Source organism: Paenibacillus sp. MDV22-iso6, from assembly GCF_058408365.1.
This window is the reverse complement of record NZ_JBZVDZ010000017.1, coordinates 24,622-45,437: the sequence shown is the minus strand read 5'-3', so window position 1 is coordinate 45,437 and position 20,816 is coordinate 24,622. Positions and strand designations below refer to the sequence as shown.

Sequence of the window (20,816 nt, the reverse complement as noted above, 5' to 3'; positions counted from 1 at the left end):
TAGAAACACAAGAAGCAAGCAAGCCGAAAACCGCGCAAAGGCGGTAAGAAAAATCTTATTTCTTCTTACCGGCTTTACCTTCCTTACGGATGATACGCTCGCCTTCATATTTAATACCTTTACCTTTGTACGGCTCAGGTTCACGAACGGAACGGATTTTAGCAGCGTAAGCACCTACACGCTCTTTATCGATTCCGCGAACGATGATTTTCGTATTCGAAGGAACTTCGAATTCGATTCCCGCTTCCGGTGTAATTTCAACCGGGTGAGAGTAGCCAACGTTCAGAACGATTTTATCTCCGGATTTGCTTGCACGATATCCGACCCCAACCAGCTCCAGAGATTTTGCGAATCCTTCAGTAACACCACTCACCATGTTGTTTACAACGCTACGCGTTGTGCCGTGCAAAGAACGGTGAGTTTTGTTATCGGAAGGACGCACAACTGTAATTTCGTTGTTTTCAACTGTTACCTTCATATCTTTATGAAGTTCACGAGTCAAAGATCCTTTTGGTCCTTTTACCGTAATAACGGTGTTGTCCAGTGTGATGTCCACACCACTTGGTACTGTAATTGGTTTGCGACCAATACGAGACATATGTTGCACCTCCTATCTTGTGACGTTATATTACCATACGTAGCAGACGACTTCTCCGCCGGATTTTGATTGACGAGCTTCTTTGTCCGTCATGATACCTTTGGATGTCGAGATGATAGCGATACCCAGACCACCAAGTACACGAGGTACTTCGTTGCTTTTCGTGTAAACACGAAGACCAGGTTTACTGATTCTTTTCAGACCAGTAATAACACGCTCGTTATTTTGACCGTATTTCAGGAAAACACGGATAATCCCTTGTTTGTTATCATCGATAACTTCAGCGTCACGGATGAAACCTTCACGCTTCAGGATATCGGCGATTTGTTTTTTCATTGTCGAAGCAGGCATTTCTACCGTTTCGTGACGAACTGTGTTCGCGTTACGAATACGAGTAAGCATATCTGCAATTGGATCAGACATAGTCATTGTGAGTTAACCTCCTTCCCGTTCAGGACTTTTTACCAGCTTGCTTTTTTCACGCCAGGGATCTGGCCTTTATAAGCTAATTCACGGAAGCAAATTCTGCAAATTTTGAACTTTTGCAGGACCGAATGTGGACGTCCGCAACGCTCACAGCGTGTATAAGCACGTACTTTAAACTTTGGTGTACGTTGTTGTTTAACTTTCATCGAAGTTTTTGCCACTTAGCCTGACACCTCCTAAATAATTTCGGAGAAAAGGGAGTCTTTCCAGACACCCGGAAACGTTATAGCAACATTATTTTACGAAAGGCATTCCGAGTTGCGTGAGCAATTCACGGGATTCTTCGTCTGTTTTCGCCGTTGTTACGATGACAATATCCATACCGCGGACTTTGTCTACTTTATCATACTCGATCTCTGGGAAGATCAATTGTTCTTTCAGACCCAGTGTGTAGTTACCACGTCCGTCGAAAGCTTTGCTCGATACACCGCGGAAGTCGCGGACACGAGGAAGCGTAACGTTGAGCAGTTTATCGAGGAAGAAGTACATGCGCTCGCCGCGCAATGTTACTTTCACACCGATAGGCATGTTCTCACGCAGTTTGAAACCTGCGATAGATTTTTTAGCACGAGTGATTACAGGTTTTTGACCTGCGATCAATTGCAAATCGTTTACTGCGGAATCCAACACTTTGGAGTTTTGGACAGCGTCGCCCACACCCATGTTGATAACGATTTTCTCGATTTTCGGCACTTGCATTACCGTTGTATAGTTAAACTTCTGCATCAAAGCAGGAGCAATTTCGTTCAAGTAACGTTCTTTCATTCTTGCTGCCATGAATCATAGACCTCCTTTCTCATTCGGTTCAATTAGTCGATAATTTCTCCGGAACGTTTAGCAACGCGCACTTTCTTTCCGTTATCCAACAATTTGTAACCTACACGGGTTACTTTTCCGCTCTTTGGATCGATGTGCATTACGTTGGAAACGTGAATCGGAGCTTCCTTCTCGATAATGCCGCCTTGCGGATTTTGCTGGTTAGGCTTCTGGTGTTTTTTAATCATGTTAACACCTTCCACAAGGACGCGGTTCTCACGAGGATAAGCAGCGATGACACGGCCTTTTTTACCTTTGTCTTTACCGCTGATCACCATAACTGTATCTTCTTTTTTAACATGAAGTTTATTGTTATGGGATTCCAGAACTTTTTTCACTCTTGGCATTTCGTACACCTCCTGTTTCTAACATCACGAGATTAAGCTTTAGATAACTTCTGGGGCCAAGGAAACGATTTTCATGAAGTCTTTCTCGCGAAGTTCACGAGCAACAGGTCCGAAAATACGTGTTCCACGCGGGCTTCTGTCGTCTTTTACAACAACCGCTGCATTTTCATCAAAACCGATGTAGGAACCGTCTTTACGACGTACAGAACGCTTCGTACGAACGACAACCGCTCTAACTACATCACCTTTTTTGACAACGCCGCCTGGTGTTGCTTGTTTTACAGAACAAACGATCAGATCACCGATTTGAGCTGTACGACGTCCCGTACCGCCGAGTACGCGGATACACATCAGTTCCTTCGCACCGGAGTTGTCAGCAACAGTCAAACGTGTAAATGGTTGAATCATTTAGTATTCCTCCTTTCAGCTATGCTGCTGATGCATTAGATGATAACCGCTTTTTCTACGATTTCAGTAAGTCTCCAGCGTTTATCTTTCGAAAGCGGACGAGTCTCCATGATTTTCACCGTGTCACCGATTTTCGCAGTGTTTTCTTCGTCATGCGCTTTGAATTTTTTAGTAACCTTAATGCGTTTATGGTACAAGTTGTGTTTTTTGTAAGTTTCTACAGCAACAACAATCGTTTTGTCCATTTTATCGCTGACCACTTTACCGGTTTGCACTTTACGTGCGTTACGTTCTTCGCTCATTGTTGGCCTCCTTCCTGATTACGGACGGATTATACATCCGATCCCTAATTAACCGATTCCCAATTCTCTTTCACGGATAATGGTTTTAGCACGAGCTATTTCTTTCCGCACATCACGGATTCGAGTCGGGTTATCCAGCTGACCGGTAGCGAGTTGAAAGCGGAGGTTAAAGAGTTCTTCTTTAAATCCGGCAATCTTTTGCTCGATTTCAGCAGAGGTTAGGTTGCGAAATTCACTAGCTTTCATTTGCTTCACCACCCAATTCTTCACGTTTCACAAACTTCGTTTTGATTGGCAGTTTATGAGCGGCAAGACGCATTGCTTCACGAGCAACATCCTCCGGTACACCAGCAAGTTCAAACATGATCTTACCTGGTTTCACAACTGCAACCCATTTTTCTACGTTACCTTTACCGCTACCCATCCGAACCTCGAGAGGCTTTTGAGTGATTGGTTTGTCTGGGAAGATCTTGATCCAAACTTTACCACCACGTTTGATGTAACGAGTCATCGCAATACGAGCCGCTTCGATTTGACGGTTCGTAATCCAAGCCGGTTCCGTAGCTTGCAGACCATATTCACCAAAGTTCAGCGTAGTTCCGCCTTTAGCTTGGCCCTTCATATGTCCACGTTGTTGCTTACGGTGTTTTACACGTTTTGGTACCAACATGATTAGTTGCCTCCTTCCTTAGCAGCTTGTTTCTTAGCCGTAGGAAGAACCTCTCCACGATAGATCCATACTTTCACGCCGATACGGCCGTAAGTAGTATGAGCCTCTGCTGTACCGTAGTCGATGTCGGCACGAAGCGTGTGCAGTGGAACAGTTCCTTCGCTGTAGCCTTCCGAACGAGCAATCTCAGCACCGCCAAGACGTCCGCCCACTTGAGTTTTAATACCTTTTGCACCAGAGCGCATTGTTCTTTGAATAGCTTGTTTCAGAGCACGACGGAAAGAAACACGACGTTCCAATTGTTGTGCGATGCTTTCAGCTACCAGGATTGCGTCCAGGTCTTGGTTCTTAATTTCAGAAATGTTGATGTGTACTTTTTTACCGCCTGCGATTTTCGTAATTTGATTACGCAGATTTTCAACTTCCGAACCACCCTTACCGATAACCATACCTGGTTTCGCAGTGTGAATCGTTACGTTTACGCGGTTAGCCGCTCTCTCGATTTCAACACGAGACATAGCGGAGTCTTTCAATTTATTTTTCAGGAATTCACGAATTTTCACGTCTTCCATCAAAAGATCGCCGAAGTCTTTACCTGCATACCACTTAGATTCCCAGTCACGGATAATTCCGACACGGAGTCCGACTGGATTTACCTTTTGGCCCACACATTTCCCCTCCTTCTACTTTTCAGATACCACCAAAGTGATGTGGCTAGTACGTTTGTTAATACGACTTGCACGTCCCATTGCACGAGGGCGGAAACGTTTCATTGTCGGTCCTTGGTTCACGTAAGCTTGCGAGATAACCAAGTTATTAACATCCAAAGAATAGTTATGTTCCGCATTCGCAATAGCGGAATTAAGCAACTTCTCAACGATAGGAGAAGCGGATTTCGGAGTGTGACGGAGAATGGCAACCGCCTCACCTACTTGCTTGCCGCGAATCAAGTCAACAACGAGTTGAACTTTACGAGGAGCAATCCGGATAAACTTAGCATGTGCTTTTGCTTCCATTGTGTAACCTCCTCTCAAACATTAAAGATATTCATTTATCTTCTTGTTTTCTTATCATCATCAGTATGGCCTTTGTACGTACGGGTTGGAGCGAACTCACCCAATTTGTGTCCGACCATGTCCTCAGTTACGTATACTGGTACGTGTTTACGACCGTCATATACGCCAAATGTGTGTCCGATGAATTGCGGGAAAATTGTAGAACGACGGGACCAGGTTTTAATAACAAGCTTTTTACCGGATGCTTCCATGTCTTCTACTTTTTTCAGCATGTAGCCATCAATGAATGGCCCTTTTTTCAAACTGCGACCCATGTGGAGATCCTCCCTTCAAACGTAGCTATTATGCATCCGCAGATGCCTCACGAAGTTATGCACAATGTGTATTACTTCGTGCGGCGGCGAATGATGTATTTATCAGAAGCTTTATTTTTCTTACGCGTTTTGTAACCAAGAGTAGGTTTACCCCATGGTGACATTGGCGATTTACGTCCGATTGGAGCACGACCTTCACCACCACCGTGTGGGTGATCGTTAGGGTTCATTACTACACCACGAACTTCAGGACGTTTACCCAACCAACGGCTACGACCGGCTTTACCGATTTTGATTAGCTCGTGGTCTTGGTTACCAACAGATCCAATTGTTGCGCGGCAAACTTTCAAAATACGACGAACTTCTCCGGAAGAGAGACGAACAGAAACGTATTTTTCTTCTTTACCAAGCAATTGAGCTTCTGTACCAGCAGCACGAACCAATTGTCCGCCTTTACCTGGTTTCAACTCGATGTTGTGGATAACAGTACCTACTGGAATATTTTCGAGTGGCAATGCGTTTCCGATTTTGATGTCTGATTCAGGTCCGGAGAATACTTGATCTCCAACTTTCAAACCTTTAGGAGCGATGATATAACGTTTTTCACCATCAGCATAGTGAATCAGAGCGATGTTAGATGTACGGTTCGGGTCATACTCAATCGTAGCAACGCGGCCCGGTATTCCATCTTTAGTACGTTTGAAGTCGATGATACGGTATTTACGTTTGTGTCCACCACCATGGTGACGAACTGTAATTTTACCTTGGTTGTTGCGGCCTGCTTGTTTGCTCAATGGGGCCAACAACGATTTCTCCGGCTGATCTGTGGTGATTTCCTCAAATGTAGAAACGGACATGTTCCGTCTTGCCGGGGATGTTGGTTTATACTTTTTGATTGGCACTGGGTTTCCCTCCTTACTTCAAAAATTCAATTATACAGTTTCAAAGAACTCAAGCGTTTTGCTGTCTTGTGTCAGCGTTACAAACGCTTTTTTCCATTCGCTTGTATATCCGGAATAACGTCCGTACCGTTTTGGCTTAGCTGGAACACGAAGCGTGTTCACGTTTTTCACTTTTACGTTGAAAATAGCTTCCACGGCTTTCTTGATCTCGGTTTTGTTTGCACGGATATCGACTTCAAATACATATTTCAAGTCATTCATCATGTCAGCAGTACGTTCCGTAATAATCGGACGTTTTACAATATCACGAGGATCCTTCATTACGCGAGCACCTCCTCTACCTTCTGAACTGCTTCTTTCGTAATGATCAGTTTGTCGTGCGAAAGCACGTCAAGAACATTAATGCCGTCAGCAGCTACGAATTTCACGCCTGGAATATTCCGTGCGGAAAGAGCCACATTATCATCATAGCTAGGAGCTACGATCAAAGCTTTGCGTCCAACTTTCAAGTTATTCAAGATGGCTGCAAATTCTTTCGTTTTAGGTGAGCTCAGCGTGAGAGCGTCCAGAACGATAATGTCATTGTCGATCACTTTGGATGAAAGAGCTGATTTGATCGCCAAACGGCGAACTTTCTTAGGCAGTTTATACGCATAGCTCCGTGGTGTTGGACCAAATACGATACCGCCGCCTTTCCATTGTGGTGAACGAATTGAACCTTGACGAGCGCGACCTGTACCTTTTTGTTTCCAAGGCTTACGTCCACCGCCACGTACTTCAGAACGTCCTTTTACTTTGTGGGTACCTTGACGAAGGGAAGCGCGTTGCATAAGAACTGCATCGTACAGAACGTGTTGGTTCGGCTCAATTCCGAAAACCGCATCGTTCAATTCAACTTCGCCTACTTGGCTACCATCTACATTGTAAACTGATACTTTTGGCATTTTGTGTTCCTCCTTTCTTCAGTGGTTATTTTTTCACTGTTTCTTTAACTTTAATGAGACTGTTTTTCGGTCCAGGAATGGAACCTTTCACGAGCAACACATTACGTTCAGCGTCTACTTTAACTACTTCAAGACGTTGGATTGTAACAGTATCATGTCCCATGTGTCCTGGCAGGCGTTTGCCTTTAGGAACGCGGTTAGCTTGGATCGAACCCATTGAACCAGGGCCACGGTGGTAACGCGAACCGTGTGACATAGGTCCAGTGCTTTGTCCCCAACGTTTGATAACGCCGGCAAAACCTTTACCTTTAGAAATACCCGTTACGTCAACGAATTCGCCTTCAGCGAAAATGTCAGCTTTCAGTTCTTGGCCAACTTCATATTCTGCGATGTTGATACCGCGAACTTCACGAACGTAGCGCTTAGGGGCAGTGTTCGCTTTTTTAGCGTGACCTGCTTCTGGCTTGTTAGCATTTTTCTCTTTCTTATCGGAATAACCGATTTGAATTGCTTCGTAGCCATCATTCTCAATGTCTTTCTTTTGCAAAACAACACAAGGGCCTGCTTCGATAACCGTTACTGGTACAACGTTACCCTCAGGTGTAAATACTTGAGTCATTCCGAGTTTTTTTCCTAAGATTGCTTTCATGTTGACACCTCTTTTCCTTTATACATGGTCTTTGTTGTAGCTTGTATTACAATTTAATTTCGATATCTACACCGGACGGCAGATCCAAGCGCATCAAGGCATCCACAGTTTGTGGAGTCGGGTTAACGATGTCGATCAAACGCTTATGTGTGCGTTGTTCGAATTGTTCCCGAGAATCCTTGTACTTGTGCACCGCACGAAGAATAGTAATGATTTGTTTTTCAGTAGGAAGCGGAATCGGACCGGATACACCTGCACCCGAACGTTTTGCTGTTTCAACAATTTTCTCCGCGGATTGATCAAGAATTCTGTGGTCGTAAGCTTTCAAACGAATACGAATTTTTTGCTTTGCCATTTTAGTCCCTCCTTCTATCGCCCAATTTTTTATCGGACATACTCCGTGAAAATTTTCTAGCCACTGTCCCATGGCAAAGGGGCCGGGTGTGCCAGTAACCTCTCACATCATCGCAACGTCACAGAACAACATTCATTATTATATAGAAAAGATGGGCGTATTGCAAGCATATTTAAGAAAAACATTTAAACTTATCTTTTCTGATGAAATGACTTCGTTTAGTGCAGTGTTTATCTTCAATATTCATGCTGCCTTACCAATCCATCTACATTCGTAAATGATGTTCATTTCGTATGACGCAGGTTCCGAAACTATTACATAATAAAAGAGTTCTTTATCCGATGTCGGATAAAGAACTCTTCCGAAGCTTCGTTACAATACAATGTTACTCGTTCCAGTACACTGTTGCATATGCTTTATTCAGCGTTAAGCCGAATTATTTTTGGATCGATGCTACGGAACCTGCACCTACTGTACGTCCGCCTTCACGAATGGAGAACTTAGTTCCTTCTTCAATCGCGATTGGGGAGATCAAGGAAACAGTAACCGTGATGTTATCACCAGGCATTACCATTTCAGTACCTTCAGGCAAGTTGATGATGCCTGTTACGTCAGTTGTACGGAAGTAGAACTGTGGACGGTATCCAGTGAAGAAAGGCTTGTGACGGCCACCCTCTTCTTTAGTCAAAACGTAGATTTGTGCAGTGAATTCTGTGTGTGGCTTAACAGAACCTGGTTTTGCAAGTACTTGACCGCGCTCGATTTGAGTACGATCAACACCACGCAACAATGCACCGATGTTGTCGCCCGCTTGAGCGGAGTCCAACAATTTACGGAACATTTCTACGCCCGTAACTACGGATTTTTTAGTTTCTTCAGTAATACCAACGATTTCGATCTCTTCGCCGACTTTAACAGTACCACGCTCTACACGGCCAGTAGCAACAGTACCACGACCAGTGATGGAGAATACGTCCTCGACAGGCATCAAGAAAGGTTTGTCAGTTTGACGCTCAGGCAATGGGATGTACGTATCGATCTCTTTGAACATCTCAACGATTTTTTGAGCCCACTCACCATCAGGGTTTTGCAGAGCTTCACGAGCGGATCCACGAGTGATTGGAGTATCATCACCTGGGAACTCATATTCGTTAAGAAGGTCGCGAACTTCCATCTCAACCAATTCCAACAACTCTTCGTCTTCAACCATATCACATTTGTTCAAGAAAACAACAATGTAAGGTACGCCTACTTGACGGGAGAGCAGGATGTGCTCACGAGTTTGTGGCATTGGGCCGTCAGCTGCGGATACTACCAAGATAGCTCCGTCCATTTGTGCCGCGCCAGTGATCATGTTTTTAACATAGTCGGCGTGACCTGGGCAGTCTACGTGAGCGTAGTGACGAGTGTCAGTTTCATACTCAACGTGTGATGTTGAGATTGTGATACCGCGCTCGCGCTCTTCTGGAGCTTTATCGATTTGATCGAATGCAATTGCTGCGCCACCGTAAGTTTTAGACAATACAGTAGTGATTGCAGCAGTCAGAGTTGTTTTACCATGATCGACGTGACCAATAGTACCAATGTTAACGTGGGGTTTATTACGTTCGTATTTAGCCTTTGCCATTTGAACGTGGCCTCCTTAAAATTATAATTTTATGTTTTCACTAAATGAAGTGCAAAGAATACATGACTCTTATGCACTTTCATTCAATGAGAGAAAACTACTCGGTTCCTTTTGTTTTGGCAACAATCTCTTCAGCGATGCTCTTAGGAACTTCTTCATAGTGAGAAAGCTCCATGGAGAATACGCCGCGTCCTTGAGTACCGGAACGAAGAGTTGTAGAGTATCCGAACATTTCAGACAAAGGTACTTTAGCACGGATGATTTGGGCTCCACTACGGGAATCCATACCTTCGATGCGGCCACGACGGGAGTTAAGCATACCCATAACGTCACCCATATACTCTTCTGGAACGGTTACTTCTACTTTCATGATTGGCTCAAGCAGAACCGGCTTACATTTGTCTTTCGCAGCTTTTAGCGCCATCGATCCGGCAATTTTAAATGCCATCTCGTTGGAATCGACATCATGGTAAGATCCGTCTACGATTGTAGCCTTAACGTCAACAAGCGGGAAGCCTGCGATAACGCCGTTTTTCATTTGCTCTTCGATACCTGCAAGAGCTGGTTGAATGTATTCTCTTGGAACAGAACCACCGACAACCTTACTTTCGAACTGGCTGCCTGTACCCGCTTCGAGAGGTTCGAACTCAACCCATACGTGACCGTATTGCCCACGACCACCGGATTGACGAACGAATTTACCTTCAACACGCGCTGGTGCACGGAAAGTTTCACGGTAAGCTACTTGTGGTTTACCCACAGTAGTTTCAACCTTGAACTCACGACGCATACGGTCAATGATGATATCAAGGTGAAGCTCCCCCATACCTGCCAAGATCGTTTGGCCTGTTTCTTCATCAGTATGAGCACGAAGAGTAGGATCCTCTTCAGTCAACTTACCGAGAGCAACACCCATTTTATCTTGGTCAGCTTTGGTTTTAGGTTCAACGGCGATTTCGATAACCGGATCAGGGAAGTTCATTGACTCCAGGATAACCGGATTTTTCTCATCACACAGTGTATCACCTGTACCCGTATCTTTCAAACCTACAGCAGCTGCAATGTCACCGGAGTAAACTTCAGTGATTTCTTGACGGCTGTTTGCATGCATTTGAAGGATACGACCGATACGCTCACGTTTGTTTTTAGTTGCGTTCAATACGTAAGATCCGGATTGAAGAACACCGGAGTATACGCGGAAGAATGTCAATTTACCAACGTAAGGGTCAGTCATGATTTTGAATGCCAATGCGGAGAAAGGCTCTTCATCGGATGACTTACGAATTGCTTCAGTTCCATCTTCAAGATGACCAGTGATAGATGGAACGTCTGTTGGAGCCGGCAAGTAGTCGATAACAGCATCCAACATCAGTTGAACACCTTTGTTACGATACGAGGATCCACAGATAACCGGGAAGATCTTAACATCAACAACACCTTTACGGAGGGCCGCTTTGATCTCATCAATAGTGATCTCTTCGCCTTCCAGGTATTTCATTGTCAAATCTTCGTCGAGTTCTGCAACACGCTCAACCAATTCGTTACGGAGTTCTGCAACTTGCTCAACAAATTCCGCAGGAATTTCGGTTTCTTCGATATCTTGTCCAAGGTCATCTTTGTACATATGAGCCTTTTGTGCAACGATATCAATGATACCTTTAAAATCATTTTCAGCGCCGATAGGAAGTTGAATCGCAACTGCGTTCGCTTGAAGGCGATCACGCATGTCAGATACAACGTTCAGGAAGTCAGCACCGATGATATCCATTTTATTTACATAAGCGATACGAGGTACGCCGTACTTGTCAGCCTGTCTCCATACGGTTTCGGACTGAGGCTCAACGCCTTCTTTCGCACTGAATACACCAACTGCTCCGTCCAATACACGAAGGGAACGTTCAACTTCAACAGTGAAGTCAACGTGTCCCGGGGTATCAATGATGTTAACGCGGTGGCCTTTCCAAGCAGCGGTAGTCGCAGCGGAAGTAATTGTAATTCCGCGCTCCTGTTCCTGTTCCATCCAGTCCATTGTCGCAGCGCCTTCGTGTACTTCACCGATTTTGTGCGTACGTCCTGTGTAGAACAAGATCCGCTCAGTTGTCGTGGTTTTACCCGCATCAATATGAGCCATGATCCCGATATTACGTGTATTTTTCAAGGAGAACTCTCTTGCCATGAAATGGGTCTCCCTTCAAAATTGAAGTTATTATTGTGAACCGAATCCTACCAACGGTAGTGAGCAAACGCTTTGTTCGCTTCAGCCATTTTATGCGTATCTTCACGTTTTTTAACGGAAGCGCCTGTGTTGTTGGAAGCGTCGATGATCTCAGCCGCCAAACGCTCTTCCATTGTTTTCTCACCGCGGTTGCGGGAGTAGTTCACGAGCCAACGTAATCCCAAAGCAGTACGTCTCTCTGGTTTTACCTCGATTGGTACTTGGTAGTTGGCACCGCCGACACGGCGAGCTTTAACTTCCAGGACTGGCATGATATTTTTGATTGCTGCTTCAAATACTTCCATAGGGTCATTACCCGTACGTTCTTGAATCAACTTAAACGCATTATACAGAATGCTTTGAGCAACACCGCGTTTTCCGTCGAGCATGATGCGATTGATCAAACGAGTAACCAGCTTGCTGCTGTATACCGGATCTGGCAACACGTCTCTTTTCGTAACTGGACCTTTGCGTGGCATGGATATCCCCCTTTCTTTCTTCATGAGCACATCCTACACCTCCTGGGATTAACCCAGAAGATATTCAGGACTGCTACTTATAATATATTAGGCTTTTTTAGCTTTTGGACGTTTAGCACCGTATTTCGAACGAGCTTGCATGCGGTTGTTCACGCCTGCGGTATCAAGAGCTCCGCGAACGATGTGATAACGAACCCCTGCAAGGTCTTTAACTTTACCTCCACGGATCAACACAACACTGTGCTCTTGAAGGTTATGTCCGATACCCGGGATATAAGCAGTTACCTCGAGACGGTTCGTCAAACGAACACGGGCATACTTACGAAGTGCAGAGTTTGGTTTACGTGGAGTCATTGTACCTACACGAGTGCAGACACCACGTTTTTGTGGGGCACTGATGTTAGTTGATTCACGTTTCAAAGCATTGAACCCTTTTTGCAAAGCTGGTGATTTGGACTTATCAACTTTAGCTTGACGTCCTTTACGTACCAGTTGGTTAATAGTTGGCATGTGATTGCCACCCCCTTCCTCAATTTTTCATGTTTCTTTATAAACCTCTTACGCTAAGTCCACAGACCCAGGCGGTTCATAAAAAGACAAATGAAAAGTTTTTGCCTTGGAGAATCCCTAAAAGTTCTCGGACAAAAACGTTCCTTACCGTATCATTTTACGACAGCAGCCATTGCTGCTCCTACTCCAATCCCGCAAGCTTTGCCGAGATTTTTCATTGTGTCCACTTTCGTGCACTTCACATTGTGTTGTTCACACAAAGCAATGATTTTGGAAGTAAGCTGCGGATCACAATCTTCAGCCACATAAACTTCAGAAGCCATACCTGTCTGAACCATCCGCGTGGTCTGTTTGGTACCTATTTTGACATGAGCATCTTGCAGACCTTTTTCATTAGACATTGTTCATTCCTCCGAATAGGACCAAATACAATCAGCTACTCACGCACCTTTGATATATTAGCATCTAGCGCAAGCAATGTCAATGCTAATCCTAAAATATTTCATTTAAAGTTTTGCCTCGCCGGGAACGTTCTTCTGTATGAAACAGCCGTCGCCTCCCGGCGTACAAAACTTTAGTTCACCCTAATAATAAGGATGAATCTAGTGAAATATCTTAATCAACCGAAACTGGCTCAAGTTCTTCTACCGAAGATTGGCCATCTTCCGGCTCAGCAAATTTGATGCTGCGGTAACGGTGCATACCTGTACCTGCAGGAATCAGTTTACCGATGATTACATTCTCTTTCAGACCGAGCAACTGATCGACTTTACCTTTGATCGCTGCATCTGTCAGTACACGTGTAGTCTCTTGGAACGAAGCCGCCGAGAGGAAGGAGTCTGTTTCCAGGGATGCTTTCGTAATACCGAGCAGAATTGGTTTTGCAACCGCTGGCTCTTTATCACTCAGAATCGCTGTCTTGTTAGCTCTTTCGTACTCATGCGTATCCACGAACGATCCTGGCAACAATGTAGTGTCCCCTGCATCGACGATACGGATTTTACGCAACATTTGACGGATCATAACTTCAACGTGTTTGTCATTGATTTCTACGCCTTGGTTACGGTATACGCGTTGTACTTCCTGCAAAATGTAGTTCTGTACGCCACGTACGCCTTTAATGCGCAGCATTTCTTTTGGATCGATAGAACCATCTGTCAACTCGTCGCCTGCTTCAATTTCCATGCCTTCGCTAACGCGTACACGAGAACCGTAGGTAACAGAGTAAACTTTGGATTCTGCTTCACCTTGAATTTCAATTTCGCGACGATCTTTCGCTTCGCGAATTTCTTTAACAACACCGTCGATCTCACTGATTGTTGCTTGACCCTTAGGATTACGAGCCTCAAACAACTCCTGGATACGCGGCAAACCTTGCGTAATATCGTCTCCGGCTACACCACCGGTGTGGAATGTACGCATTGTCAGCTGTGTTCCTGGCTCACCAATGGATTGTGCTGCGATAATACCAACTGCTTCACCGATCTCCACGTGTTTACCAGTCGCCAAGTTGCGACCATAACACTTCTTGCAGACACCGTGACGTGCACGGCAACTAAGTACGGAGCGGATTTGTAGTTTGGTTACGCCAGCTTCGATGATTGCCTCAGCTTTATCAGAGTCAATCAGTTCATTACGGTGTGCAATAATTTCTTTTGTTTCCGGATGACGAACAGTCTCGAAGCAGTATCTGCCTTCAATACGGTCGTAGAGATCCTCAATAACCTCTTTACCATCCTGGATACGACTTACGGTAAAGCCTTTATCTGTACCACAATCATCTTCACGCACGATCACGTCTTGTGCCACGTCTACGAGACGACGGGTCAGGTAACCTGAATCCGCTGTACGCAGGGCCGTATCGGCCAAACCTTTACGGGCACCGTGAGTCGAGATAAAGTACTCGAGTACCGTCAGACCTTCACGGAAGTTCGATTTGATTGGGAGTTCAATGATTCGACCGGATGGGTTGGCCATCAGACCACGCATACCGCCCAATTGGGTGATTTGCGATTTGTTACCCCGTGCTTTGGAGTCAACCATCATCATGATGGAATTGTAGCGATCCATCGATTTCATCAGAATCTCGGTGATATCATCTTTCGATTTCGACCAGATATCAATGATGCGGTCATAGCGCTCTTCGTTCGTAATCAGACCACGACGGTATTGGTTCGTAACGATTTGTGCTTTTTCCTCAGACTGTCTAAGAATTTCAAATTTCTCAGGTGGAACGATAACATCCGACACCGCTACAGTGATACCAGCGCGAGTGGAGTATGTGAATCCGAGTTGTTTGATTTTATCCAAAATAACGGCTGTTTCCGTTGTATGATAAATTTCAAAACAACGTGCGATGATAGAACCGAGATATTCTTTACCGACACCACCAGCCAAAGGAGCGTTCATAATCGCTTCTCTAAGGTCAGCACCCTTCTCATAAACAAATGAATGCTCAGCGGTACCCTGGTAGAGGTTCGCACGAGTTGCATCATTGATGTAAGGGAAGCTTGCCGGGAAGATTTCATTAAAGATGATTTTGCCGACCGTAGTCAACATCATTGCATCTTGTTGCTTATCGGTGAAGACTGTTTTGCCAAGCGCTCTAACCGGAATCGCTACACGTGCATGTAAACCTGCAGTACCACGTTGGTACGCGGATACAGCTTCGTTAACCGTGCGCAAGATCATACCTGTTCCCTTTTCTTCCTTGTTGTCCATGGTCAGGTAGTAAGAACCAAGCACCATATCCTGGGAAGGGGTAACAACCGGTTTACCGTCTTTCGGGTTCAAAATGTTACCTGATGCAAGCATCAGGATACGTGCTTCTGCTTGAGCTTCAGCAGACAATGGAACGTGCACGGCCATTTGGTCACCGTCAAAGTCGGCATTGTATGCCGTACATACGAGCGGGTGAAGACGGATCGCTTTACCTTCAACGAGAATCGGTTCAAACGCTTGAATACCGAGTCTGTGAAGTGTAGGGGCACGGTTCAGCAGAACCGGGTGCTCCTTAATTACTTCTTCAAGAACATCCCATACTTCAGGACTTACACGCTCAACTTTACGTTTAGCGCTCTTGATGTTGTGGGCAAGCCCTTTATTTACAAGCTCTTTCATAACAAAAGGCTTGAACAGTTCAAGCGCCATATCTTTAGGCAGACCACACTGATACATTTTCAGGTAAGGTCCAACTACGATAACGGAACGACCGGAATAGTCAACCCGTTTACCGAGCAAGTTCTGACGGAAACGTCCTTGTTTACCTTTCAGCATGTGGCTTAGGGATTTCAAAGGACGGTTACCAGGACCCGTTACAGGGCGTCCACGACGGCCGTTGTCGATCAATGCGTCAACAGCTTCCTGCAGCATCCGTTTTTCATTTTGCACGATAATGTCTGGCGCGCCCAAGTCAAGCAAACGTTTCAGACGATTGTTCCGGTTGATTACACGGCGATACAGGTCATTCAGGTCAGACGTTGCAAAACGTCCACCATCCAGCTGTACCATTGGACGAAGTTCCGGTGGGATAACAGGAAGTACATCCATGATCATCCACTCAGGTTTATTACCCGAGTTGCGGAACGCTTCAATAACTTCCAGACGTTTGATTGCACGGTTACGACGTTGTCCTTGTGCAGTGCGGAGCTCTTCCTTCAGGAATTCAAGCTCTTTATCCACATCAATGTCTTGAAGCAGTTTTTTAACCGCCTCTGCACCCATGCCAGCGTGGAATCCATATCCGTATTTCTCACGGTAGCTGCGGTATTCTTTCTCGGACAACAGCTGTTTTTTCTCCAGTGGAGTTTCTCCTGGATCAGTTACTACATATGATGCAAAATAAATAATCTCCTCGAGAGATCTTGGAGACATATCCAGAGCGAGACCCATGCGGCTCGGAATACCTTTGAAGTACCAGATATGCGATACCGGAGCAGCGAGCTCAATATGGCCCATCCGTTCGCGGCGTACTTTCGCACGTGTGACTTCAACGCCACAACGATCACAGACAACGCCTTTATAACGCACGCGTTTGTATTTACCGCAATGACATTCCCAGTCTTTTGTAGGGCCAAAAATCTTTTCGCAGAACAGCCCTTCTTTTTCCGGTTTCAACGTACGATAGTTGATCGTTTCCGGTTTTTTCACTTCTCCGCGGGACCAAGAACGAATTTTTTCTGGGGAAGCAAGCCCGATCTTCATGTATTCGAAATTGTTGACGTCCAACAAGGAGCAACCCTCCTTAACCAAGTCCTGTATTCTAGGTTACGCCCCCTCCGGCCGAAGCCGGAGCAAGACGCGAGCCTGATGAAAAACGCCGGTCATCATGCGCCCGAAGCGGTTACTCCGCTCCGACCTCTGTACCCTCAAGGTTGAGGCTGAGCTTATCGCTCGCAGCGTCATCTTCATCGTCCATTTCTTTCATTTCAATCTCTTGCTCATCTTCGCTCAAAATCTTAACGTCCATACCCAAGCTTTGCAGCTCTTTGATCAATACTTTGAATGATTCAGGAACACCTGGTTCAGGAACATTCTCGCCTTTGACGATGGATTCATACGTTTTCACCCGACCTACAACATCATCGGACTTAACAGTCAAGATTTCTTGCAGTGTATAAGCAGCACCGTATGCCTCAAGCGCCCATACTTCCATCTCCCCGAAACGCTGTCCACCAAATTGGGCTTTACCACCCAATGGCTGTTGCGTAACAAGTGAGTAAGGACCCGTGGAACGGGCATGGATTTTATCATCAACCATGTGTGCCAATTTGATCATGTGCATGACACCTACGGTAACTTCACGTTCAAACTCTTCACCTGTACGACCATCATACAGGACAGTTTTACCATTACGTTGCATACCTGCTTCTTCCATCGTATCGAAGACGTCATACTCCTTCGCTCCGTCGAATACAGGAGTTGCTACGTGAATACCCAGTTGCATCGCCGCCATACCCAAGTGAACCTCGAGTACTTGACCGATATTCATCCGGGAAGGTACGCCCAGTGGGTTAAGAACGATTTGAACTGGTGTTCCGTCCGGCAGGAAAGGCATATCTTCTTCCGGTAGGATACGGGCTACGACCCCTTTGTTACCGTGACGTCCGGCCATTTTATCACCCTCGGAAATTTTCCGTTTTTGAGCGATATAGACACGAACGAGTTGGTTAACACCTGGAGGCAGTTCATCACCGTTTTCACGAGTAAAGACTTTTACATCAACTACGATACCGTCAGTACCGTGAGGTACACGCAGGGAAGTATCACGTACTTCACGCGCTTTCTCACCGAAGATCGCATGCAGGAGACGTTCTTCTGCAGTCAGTTCCGTTACACCTTTTGGTGTTACTTTACCAACCAGAATGTCACCAGCACTGATTTCAGCACCGATACGGATAATACCACGCTCATCCAGATTACGCAGCGCTTCTTCCCCTACGTTCGGGATATCACGTGTGATCTCTTCAGGTCCGAGCTTAGTATCACGTGCTTCAGACTCATATTCCTCGATATGAATGGATGTATACACATCTTCTTTAACGAGTTTTTCGCTGAGCAAGATCGCATCCTCGTAGTTGTAACCTTCCCAAGTCATGAAGGCAACCACTACGTTGCGTCCCAGTGCCAATTCACCCATTTCCGTCGAAGGACCGTCTGCAAGGATGTCGCCAGCTTTGACAACAGCACCTCTTTTGACAATCGGACGTTGGTTAATGCATGTTCCTTGGTTCGAACGCATAAATTTGTGTAATTTATATTTAACGATATCGCCTTTGACTTCTTGACCATCAACTTCTTCAATACGACGCAACCAAATCTCATTCGCAGAAGAACGTTCAATAATCCCGTCATATTTGGAGACAATACATACACCGGAATCTTTCGCGGCTTTATGTTCCATACCTGTTCCGACCAGCGGAGCTTTAGGAATCAAGAGTGGAACGGCTTGCCGCTGCATGTTCGATCCCATGAGCGCACGGTTGGAGTCATCGTTCTCAAGGAACGGAATGAGCGCTGTAGCGACAGATACAACTTGCTTAGGAGATACGTCCATGTAGTCAACACGTTCACTCGGCATCGTAAGGATGTTATCCGACTGTTTGTTGTAACGTACAATGATCGCTTCTTCAGCAAAAGTACTGTCTTCATTCAGCTTCGCATTCGCTTGAGCAATTACATAGTTGTCCTCTTCGTCTGCTGTCAGGTAATCGATTTGCTCGGTTACGACACCAGTCTTCGGATCTACCCAGCGATAAGGTGCTTCAATGAATCCATATTCGTTCACACGGGCAAATGTCGACAAGGAGTTGATCAAACCAATGTTTGGTCCCTCTGGTGTCTCGATTGGACACATCCGGCCATAGTGGGATGGATGCACGTCACGGACTTCCATGCCGGCACGCTCACGTGTCAAACCACCCGGTCCGAGTGCGGACAGACGGCGTTTATGTGTCAACTCACCCAGTGGGTTTGTTTGATCCATAAACTGCGACAATTGGGAGCTACCGAAGAACTCTTTAATGGATGCGATAACAGGACGTATGTTAATCAAAGCCTGAGGCGTGATTACGTTAGCATCCTGAATGGACATTCTCTCACGAACCACACGTTCCATACGGGATAAACCGATACGGAATTGGTTTTGCAAGAGTTCACCAACCGAGCGGAGACGACGGTTACCCAGGTGATCGATATCATCTGTGCTTCCGATGCCATGCAGAAGGTTAATGAAGTAACTGATAGAGGAAATGATATCAGCTGGTGTAACGTTCTTCACTGATTTATCAATGTTAGCATTGGCAATCAGTTTAACGACCTTACCATCCTCAATCGGTGAAAATACATCAATTGTTTGCATCGGGATATCATTGGCATCCAAAACGCCATTAGCGACGTGATATGTGCGGAAACCAACGCTCTTCTCCAGTTGCGGCATGATTTCATCCAACAGACGACGGTCTATCATTTGACCTGCTTCAGCGATGATTTCACCAGTTTCGGTGTCCACAAGAGACTCAGCCAAACGTTGGTTGAATAAACGGTTCTTAATGTGAAGCTTTTTGTTGATTTTGTAACGACCCACATTAGCCAGGTCATAACGTTTTGGATCAAAGAAACGCGCTACGAGCAAGCTTTTCGCATTATCCAGCGTTGGTGGCTCGCCCGGACGAAGACGCTCATAAATTTCAATCAGCGCTTTCTCCGTGGAATCCGTATTGTCTTTGTCCAGCGTATTGCGAATATATTCGTCATTACCGAGCAGATCCAGAATCTCAGCGTCTGTGCCAAAACCAAGTGCACGCAGGAGAACCGTCACCGGTATTTTACGTGTGCGGTCGATCCGGACGTAAACAACATCCTTCGCGTCCATCTCCAGTTCGAGCCAAGCGCCGCGGTTAGGAATAACTGTAGCGGTATACGTTTTTTTGGCGTTTTTATCTACTTTGGTACTGAAGTAAACGCTAGGAGAGCGAACCAACTGGCTGACAATAACCCGTTCCGCACCATTAATAATAAATGTGCCGGTGTCGGTCATCAGCGGGAAATCTCCCATGAATACTTCCTGCTCTTTGACTTCGCCGGTTTCCTTATTAATGAGCCGGACTTTGACCCGAAGCGGTGCTGCATAAGTAACGTCACGCTCTTTCGCGTCGTCTACTGTATACTTCGGTTCACCGAGACTGTAATCGATAAATTCCAAAATTAAGTTACCTGTAAAATCCTGGATCGGCGAGATATCCTGGAACATTTCGCGCAACCCTTCCTCCAAAAACCAATCGTAAGATTTTTGTTGGATCTCAATCAGGTTTGGAACTTCGAGTATCTCGTTAATTCGTGCATAACTGCGCCGAGTGCGTCGACCATATTGAACAAGATGTCCTGCCAACTTAAACTCACCCCTCAATGTCTACTCACTTTAAAAATTTCGTTGCGAACCTCTGTTTGTAACCTTATAATGGTACACATACAGAGCAAAGCAATGCATCCACAAATAAAGAAAAGCCCTTACTCGAATGTCGTTCGAAAAAAGAGCAACTTTGATCGGCGGATGTCTTTCCAAATCATACTTATCCCCAGTTTGCCCAAAATGTACATATTATACGCCAAACGTAGGCATAATAAGCCCGTTCGGCGTAAAAAAGGTTGACATTTTTAGTTAGCTAAAGCCAAATAGGG

General features: G+C 45.5%; 24 protein-coding genes. All 24 read right to left on the bottom strand.

What is annotated here, in order from left to right; translation table 11 throughout:
- Nucleotides 1–55 precede the first annotated feature (55 nt).
- Nucleotides 56–598, bottom strand: a complete 543-nt coding sequence (gene rplF, locus AC4PM4_RS29945) for a 50S ribosomal protein L6 (protein WP_024633576.1) — start codon at nt 596–598, stop codon at nt 56–58.
- 30 nt (nt 599–628) lie between these two features.
- Nucleotides 629–1,027, bottom strand: a complete 399-nt coding sequence (gene rpsH / locus AC4PM4_RS29940; protein ID WP_017692088.1) for a 30S ribosomal protein S8 — start codon at nt 1,025–1,027, stop codon at nt 629–631.
- A 32-nt stretch (nt 1,028–1,059) separates the two neighbouring features.
- On the bottom strand, nt 1,060–1,245 hold the full coding sequence (locus tag AC4PM4_RS29935; protein ID WP_013312154.1) for a type Z 30S ribosomal protein S14: 186 nt from the start codon (nt 1,243–1,245) through the stop codon (nt 1,060–1,062).
- Nucleotides 1,246–1,318: 73 nt separating this feature from the next.
- Nucleotides 1,319–1,861: a 50S ribosomal protein L5 gene (gene rplE / locus AC4PM4_RS29930; protein ID WP_024633577.1), complete on the bottom strand. Its 543-nt coding sequence runs from the start codon at nt 1,859–1,861 to the stop codon at nt 1,319–1,321.
- 32 nt (nt 1,862–1,893) lie between these two features.
- The gene (gene rplX, locus AC4PM4_RS29925; RefSeq protein ID WP_491615228.1) at nt 1,894–2,247 is read right to left on the bottom strand and encodes a 50S ribosomal protein L24; all 354 of its coding nucleotides are present in this window, start codon (nt 2,245–2,247) and stop codon (nt 1,894–1,896) included.
- Between the two features lie 39 nt (nt 2,248–2,286).
- Entirely contained in the window at nt 2,287–2,655 is a 369-nt protein-coding gene (rplN, locus tag AC4PM4_RS29920) for a 50S ribosomal protein L14 (RefSeq protein ID WP_024633579.1), read from the bottom strand.
- A 35-nt stretch (nt 2,656–2,690) separates the two neighbouring features.
- Nucleotides 2,691–2,957 (bottom strand): 30S ribosomal protein S17, encoded by a 267-nt coding sequence (gene rpsQ, locus AC4PM4_RS29915; protein WP_017692084.1) that lies wholly within the window; start codon nt 2,955–2,957, stop codon nt 2,691–2,693.
- 48 nt (nt 2,958–3,005) lie between these two features.
- A complete protein-coding gene (gene rpmC, locus AC4PM4_RS29910) occupies nt 3,006–3,203 on the bottom strand; it encodes a 50S ribosomal protein L29 (protein WP_017692083.1) in 198 nt (65 codons plus the stop codon).
- Nucleotides 3,193–3,627, bottom strand: coding sequence for a 50S ribosomal protein L16 (rplP, locus tag AC4PM4_RS29905; protein ID WP_024633581.1), 435 nt, complete (start codon nt 3,625–3,627; stop codon nt 3,193–3,195). The genes rpmC and rplP overlap by 11 nt, the downstream gene beginning before the upstream one ends.
- A gap of 2 nt (nt 3,628–3,629) precedes the next feature.
- Complete coding sequence (gene rpsC, locus AC4PM4_RS29900; protein WP_024633582.1) at nt 3,630–4,295, bottom strand: 30S ribosomal protein S3; 666 nt, start codon at nt 4,293–4,295, stop codon at nt 3,630–3,632.
- Between the two features lie 15 nt (nt 4,296–4,310).
- Nucleotides 4,311–4,643 (bottom strand): 50S ribosomal protein L22, encoded by a 333-nt coding sequence (gene rplV, locus AC4PM4_RS29895; RefSeq protein WP_024633583.1) that lies wholly within the window; start codon nt 4,641–4,643, stop codon nt 4,311–4,313.
- A gap of 35 nt (nt 4,644–4,678) precedes the next feature.
- Nucleotides 4,679–4,957: a 30S ribosomal protein S19 gene (rpsS, locus tag AC4PM4_RS29890; protein ID WP_053779207.1), complete on the bottom strand. Its 279-nt coding sequence runs from the start codon at nt 4,955–4,957 to the stop codon at nt 4,679–4,681.
- 71 nt (nt 4,958–5,028) lie between these two features.
- On the bottom strand, nt 5,029–5,859 hold the full coding sequence (rplB, locus tag AC4PM4_RS29885) for a 50S ribosomal protein L2 (protein ID WP_024633585.1): 831 nt from the start codon (nt 5,857–5,859) through the stop codon (nt 5,029–5,031).
- A gap of 30 nt (nt 5,860–5,889) precedes the next feature.
- Nucleotides 5,890–6,180: a 50S ribosomal protein L23 gene (gene rplW / locus AC4PM4_RS29880; RefSeq protein WP_024633586.1), complete on the bottom strand. Its 291-nt coding sequence runs from the start codon at nt 6,178–6,180 to the stop codon at nt 5,890–5,892.
- The gene (rplD, locus tag AC4PM4_RS29875) at nt 6,180–6,803 is read right to left on the bottom strand and encodes a 50S ribosomal protein L4 (protein WP_063567425.1); all 624 of its coding nucleotides are present in this window, start codon (nt 6,801–6,803) and stop codon (nt 6,180–6,182) included. Before rplD ends, rplW begins: the two co-directional genes overlap by 1 nt.
- Nucleotides 6,804–6,828: 25 nt before the next feature.
- The gene (gene rplC / locus AC4PM4_RS29870; RefSeq protein ID WP_024633587.1) at nt 6,829–7,452 is read right to left on the bottom strand and encodes a 50S ribosomal protein L3; all 624 of its coding nucleotides are present in this window, start codon (nt 7,450–7,452) and stop codon (nt 6,829–6,831) included.
- A 46-nt stretch (nt 7,453–7,498) separates the two neighbouring features.
- A complete protein-coding gene (gene rpsJ, locus AC4PM4_RS29865) occupies nt 7,499–7,807 on the bottom strand; it encodes a 30S ribosomal protein S10 (protein ID WP_017692074.1) in 309 nt (102 codons plus the stop codon).
- A 436-nt stretch (nt 7,808–8,243) separates the two neighbouring features.
- Nucleotides 8,244–9,434, bottom strand: coding sequence for an elongation factor Tu (gene tuf, locus AC4PM4_RS29860; protein WP_024633588.1), 1,191 nt, complete (start codon nt 9,432–9,434; stop codon nt 8,244–8,246).
- A 97-nt stretch (nt 9,435–9,531) separates the two neighbouring features.
- Entirely contained in the window at nt 9,532–11,610 is a 2,079-nt protein-coding gene (gene fusA / locus AC4PM4_RS29855) for an elongation factor G (RefSeq protein WP_063567424.1), read from the bottom strand.
- A gap of 47 nt (nt 11,611–11,657) precedes the next feature.
- Nucleotides 11,658–12,128, bottom strand: a complete 471-nt coding sequence (gene rpsG, locus AC4PM4_RS29850; protein WP_024633590.1) for a 30S ribosomal protein S7 — start codon at nt 12,126–12,128, stop codon at nt 11,658–11,660.
- 87 nt (nt 12,129–12,215) lie between these two features.
- Nucleotides 12,216–12,638 carry a 30S ribosomal protein S12 gene (gene rpsL / locus AC4PM4_RS29845; protein WP_056697677.1) on the bottom strand — a complete coding sequence of 141 codons (423 nt, stop codon included), beginning with the start codon at nt 12,636–12,638 and terminating at the stop codon, nt 12,216–12,218.
- A gap of 152 nt (nt 12,639–12,790) precedes the next feature.
- A complete protein-coding gene (locus tag AC4PM4_RS29840) occupies nt 12,791–13,039 on the bottom strand; it encodes a ribosomal L7Ae/L30e/S12e/Gadd45 family protein (protein ID WP_024633591.1) in 249 nt (82 codons plus the stop codon).
- A 214-nt stretch (nt 13,040–13,253) separates the two neighbouring features.
- Entirely contained in the window at nt 13,254–16,868 is a 3,615-nt protein-coding gene (rpoC, locus tag AC4PM4_RS29835) for a DNA-directed RNA polymerase subunit beta' (RefSeq protein ID WP_063567423.1), read from the bottom strand.
- 112 nt (nt 16,869–16,980) lie between these two features.
- Nucleotides 16,981–20,526, bottom strand: a complete 3,546-nt coding sequence (rpoB, locus tag AC4PM4_RS29830) for a DNA-directed RNA polymerase subunit beta (RefSeq protein WP_063567422.1) — start codon at nt 20,524–20,526, stop codon at nt 16,981–16,983.
- Nucleotides 20,527–20,816 lie beyond the last annotated feature (290 nt).

Excerpts from the sequence above, each read along its gene's own strand:
- rplF (WP_024633576.1), bottom strand. The coding sequence starts at position 598 with ATGTCTCGTATTGGTCGCAAACCAATTACAGTACCAAGTGGTGTGGAC.
- rpsH (WP_017692088.1), bottom strand. The coding sequence starts at position 1,027 with ATGACTATGTCTGATCCAATTGCAGATATGCTTACTCGTATTCGTAAC.
- rplE (WP_024633577.1), bottom strand. The coding sequence starts at position 1,861 with ATGGCAGCAAGAATGAAAGAACGTTACTTGAACGAAATTGCTCCTGCT.
- rplX (WP_491615228.1), bottom strand. The coding sequence starts at position 2,247 with ATGCCAAGAGTGAAAAAAGTTCTGGAATCCCATAACAATAAACTTCAT.
- rplN (WP_024633579.1), bottom strand. The coding sequence starts at position 2,655 with ATGATTCAACCATTTACACGTTTGACTGTTGCTGACAACTCCGGTGCG.
- rpsQ (WP_017692084.1), bottom strand. The coding sequence starts at position 2,957 with ATGAGCGAAGAACGTAACGCACGTAAAGTGCAAACCGGTAAAGTGGTC.
- rpmC (WP_017692083.1), bottom strand. The coding sequence starts at position 3,203 with ATGAAAGCTAGTGAATTTCGCAACCTAACCTCTGCTGAAATCGAGCAA.
- rplP (WP_024633581.1), bottom strand. The coding sequence starts at position 3,627 with ATGTTGGTACCAAAACGTGTAAAACACCGTAAGCAACAACGTGGACAT.
- rplV (WP_024633583.1), bottom strand. The coding sequence starts at position 4,643 with ATGGAAGCAAAAGCACATGCTAAGTTTATCCGGATTGCTCCTCGTAAA.
- rpsS (WP_053779207.1), bottom strand. The coding sequence starts at position 4,957 with ATGGGTCGCAGTTTGAAAAAAGGGCCATTCATTGATGGCTACATGCTG.
- rplW (WP_024633586.1), bottom strand. The coding sequence starts at position 6,180 with ATGAAGGATCCTCGTGATATTGTAAAACGTCCGATTATTACGGAACGT.
- rplD (WP_063567425.1), bottom strand. The coding sequence starts at position 6,803 with ATGCCAAAAGTATCAGTTTACAATGTAGATGGTAGCCAAGTAGGCGAA.
- rplC (WP_024633587.1), bottom strand. The coding sequence starts at position 7,452 with ATGAAAGCAATCTTAGGAAAAAAACTCGGAATGACTCAAGTATTTACA.
- rpsJ (WP_017692074.1), bottom strand. The coding sequence starts at position 7,807 with ATGGCAAAGCAAAAAATTCGTATTCGTTTGAAAGCTTACGACCACAGA.
- tuf (WP_024633588.1), bottom strand. The coding sequence starts at position 9,434 with ATGGCAAAGGCTAAATACGAACGTAATAAACCCCACGTTAACATTGGT.
- fusA (WP_063567424.1), bottom strand. The coding sequence starts at position 11,610 with ATGGCAAGAGAGTTCTCCTTGAAAAATACACGTAATATCGGGATCATG.
- rpsG (WP_024633590.1), bottom strand. The coding sequence starts at position 12,128 with ATGCCACGCAAAGGTCCAGTTACGAAAAGAGACGTGTTGCCAGATCCG.
- rpsL (WP_056697677.1), bottom strand. The coding sequence starts at position 12,638 with ATGCCAACTATTAACCAACTGGTACGTAAAGGACGTCAAGCTAAAGTT.
- AC4PM4_RS29840 (WP_024633591.1), bottom strand. The coding sequence starts at position 13,039 with ATGTCTAATGAAAAAGGTCTGCAAGATGCTCATGTCAAAATAGGTACC.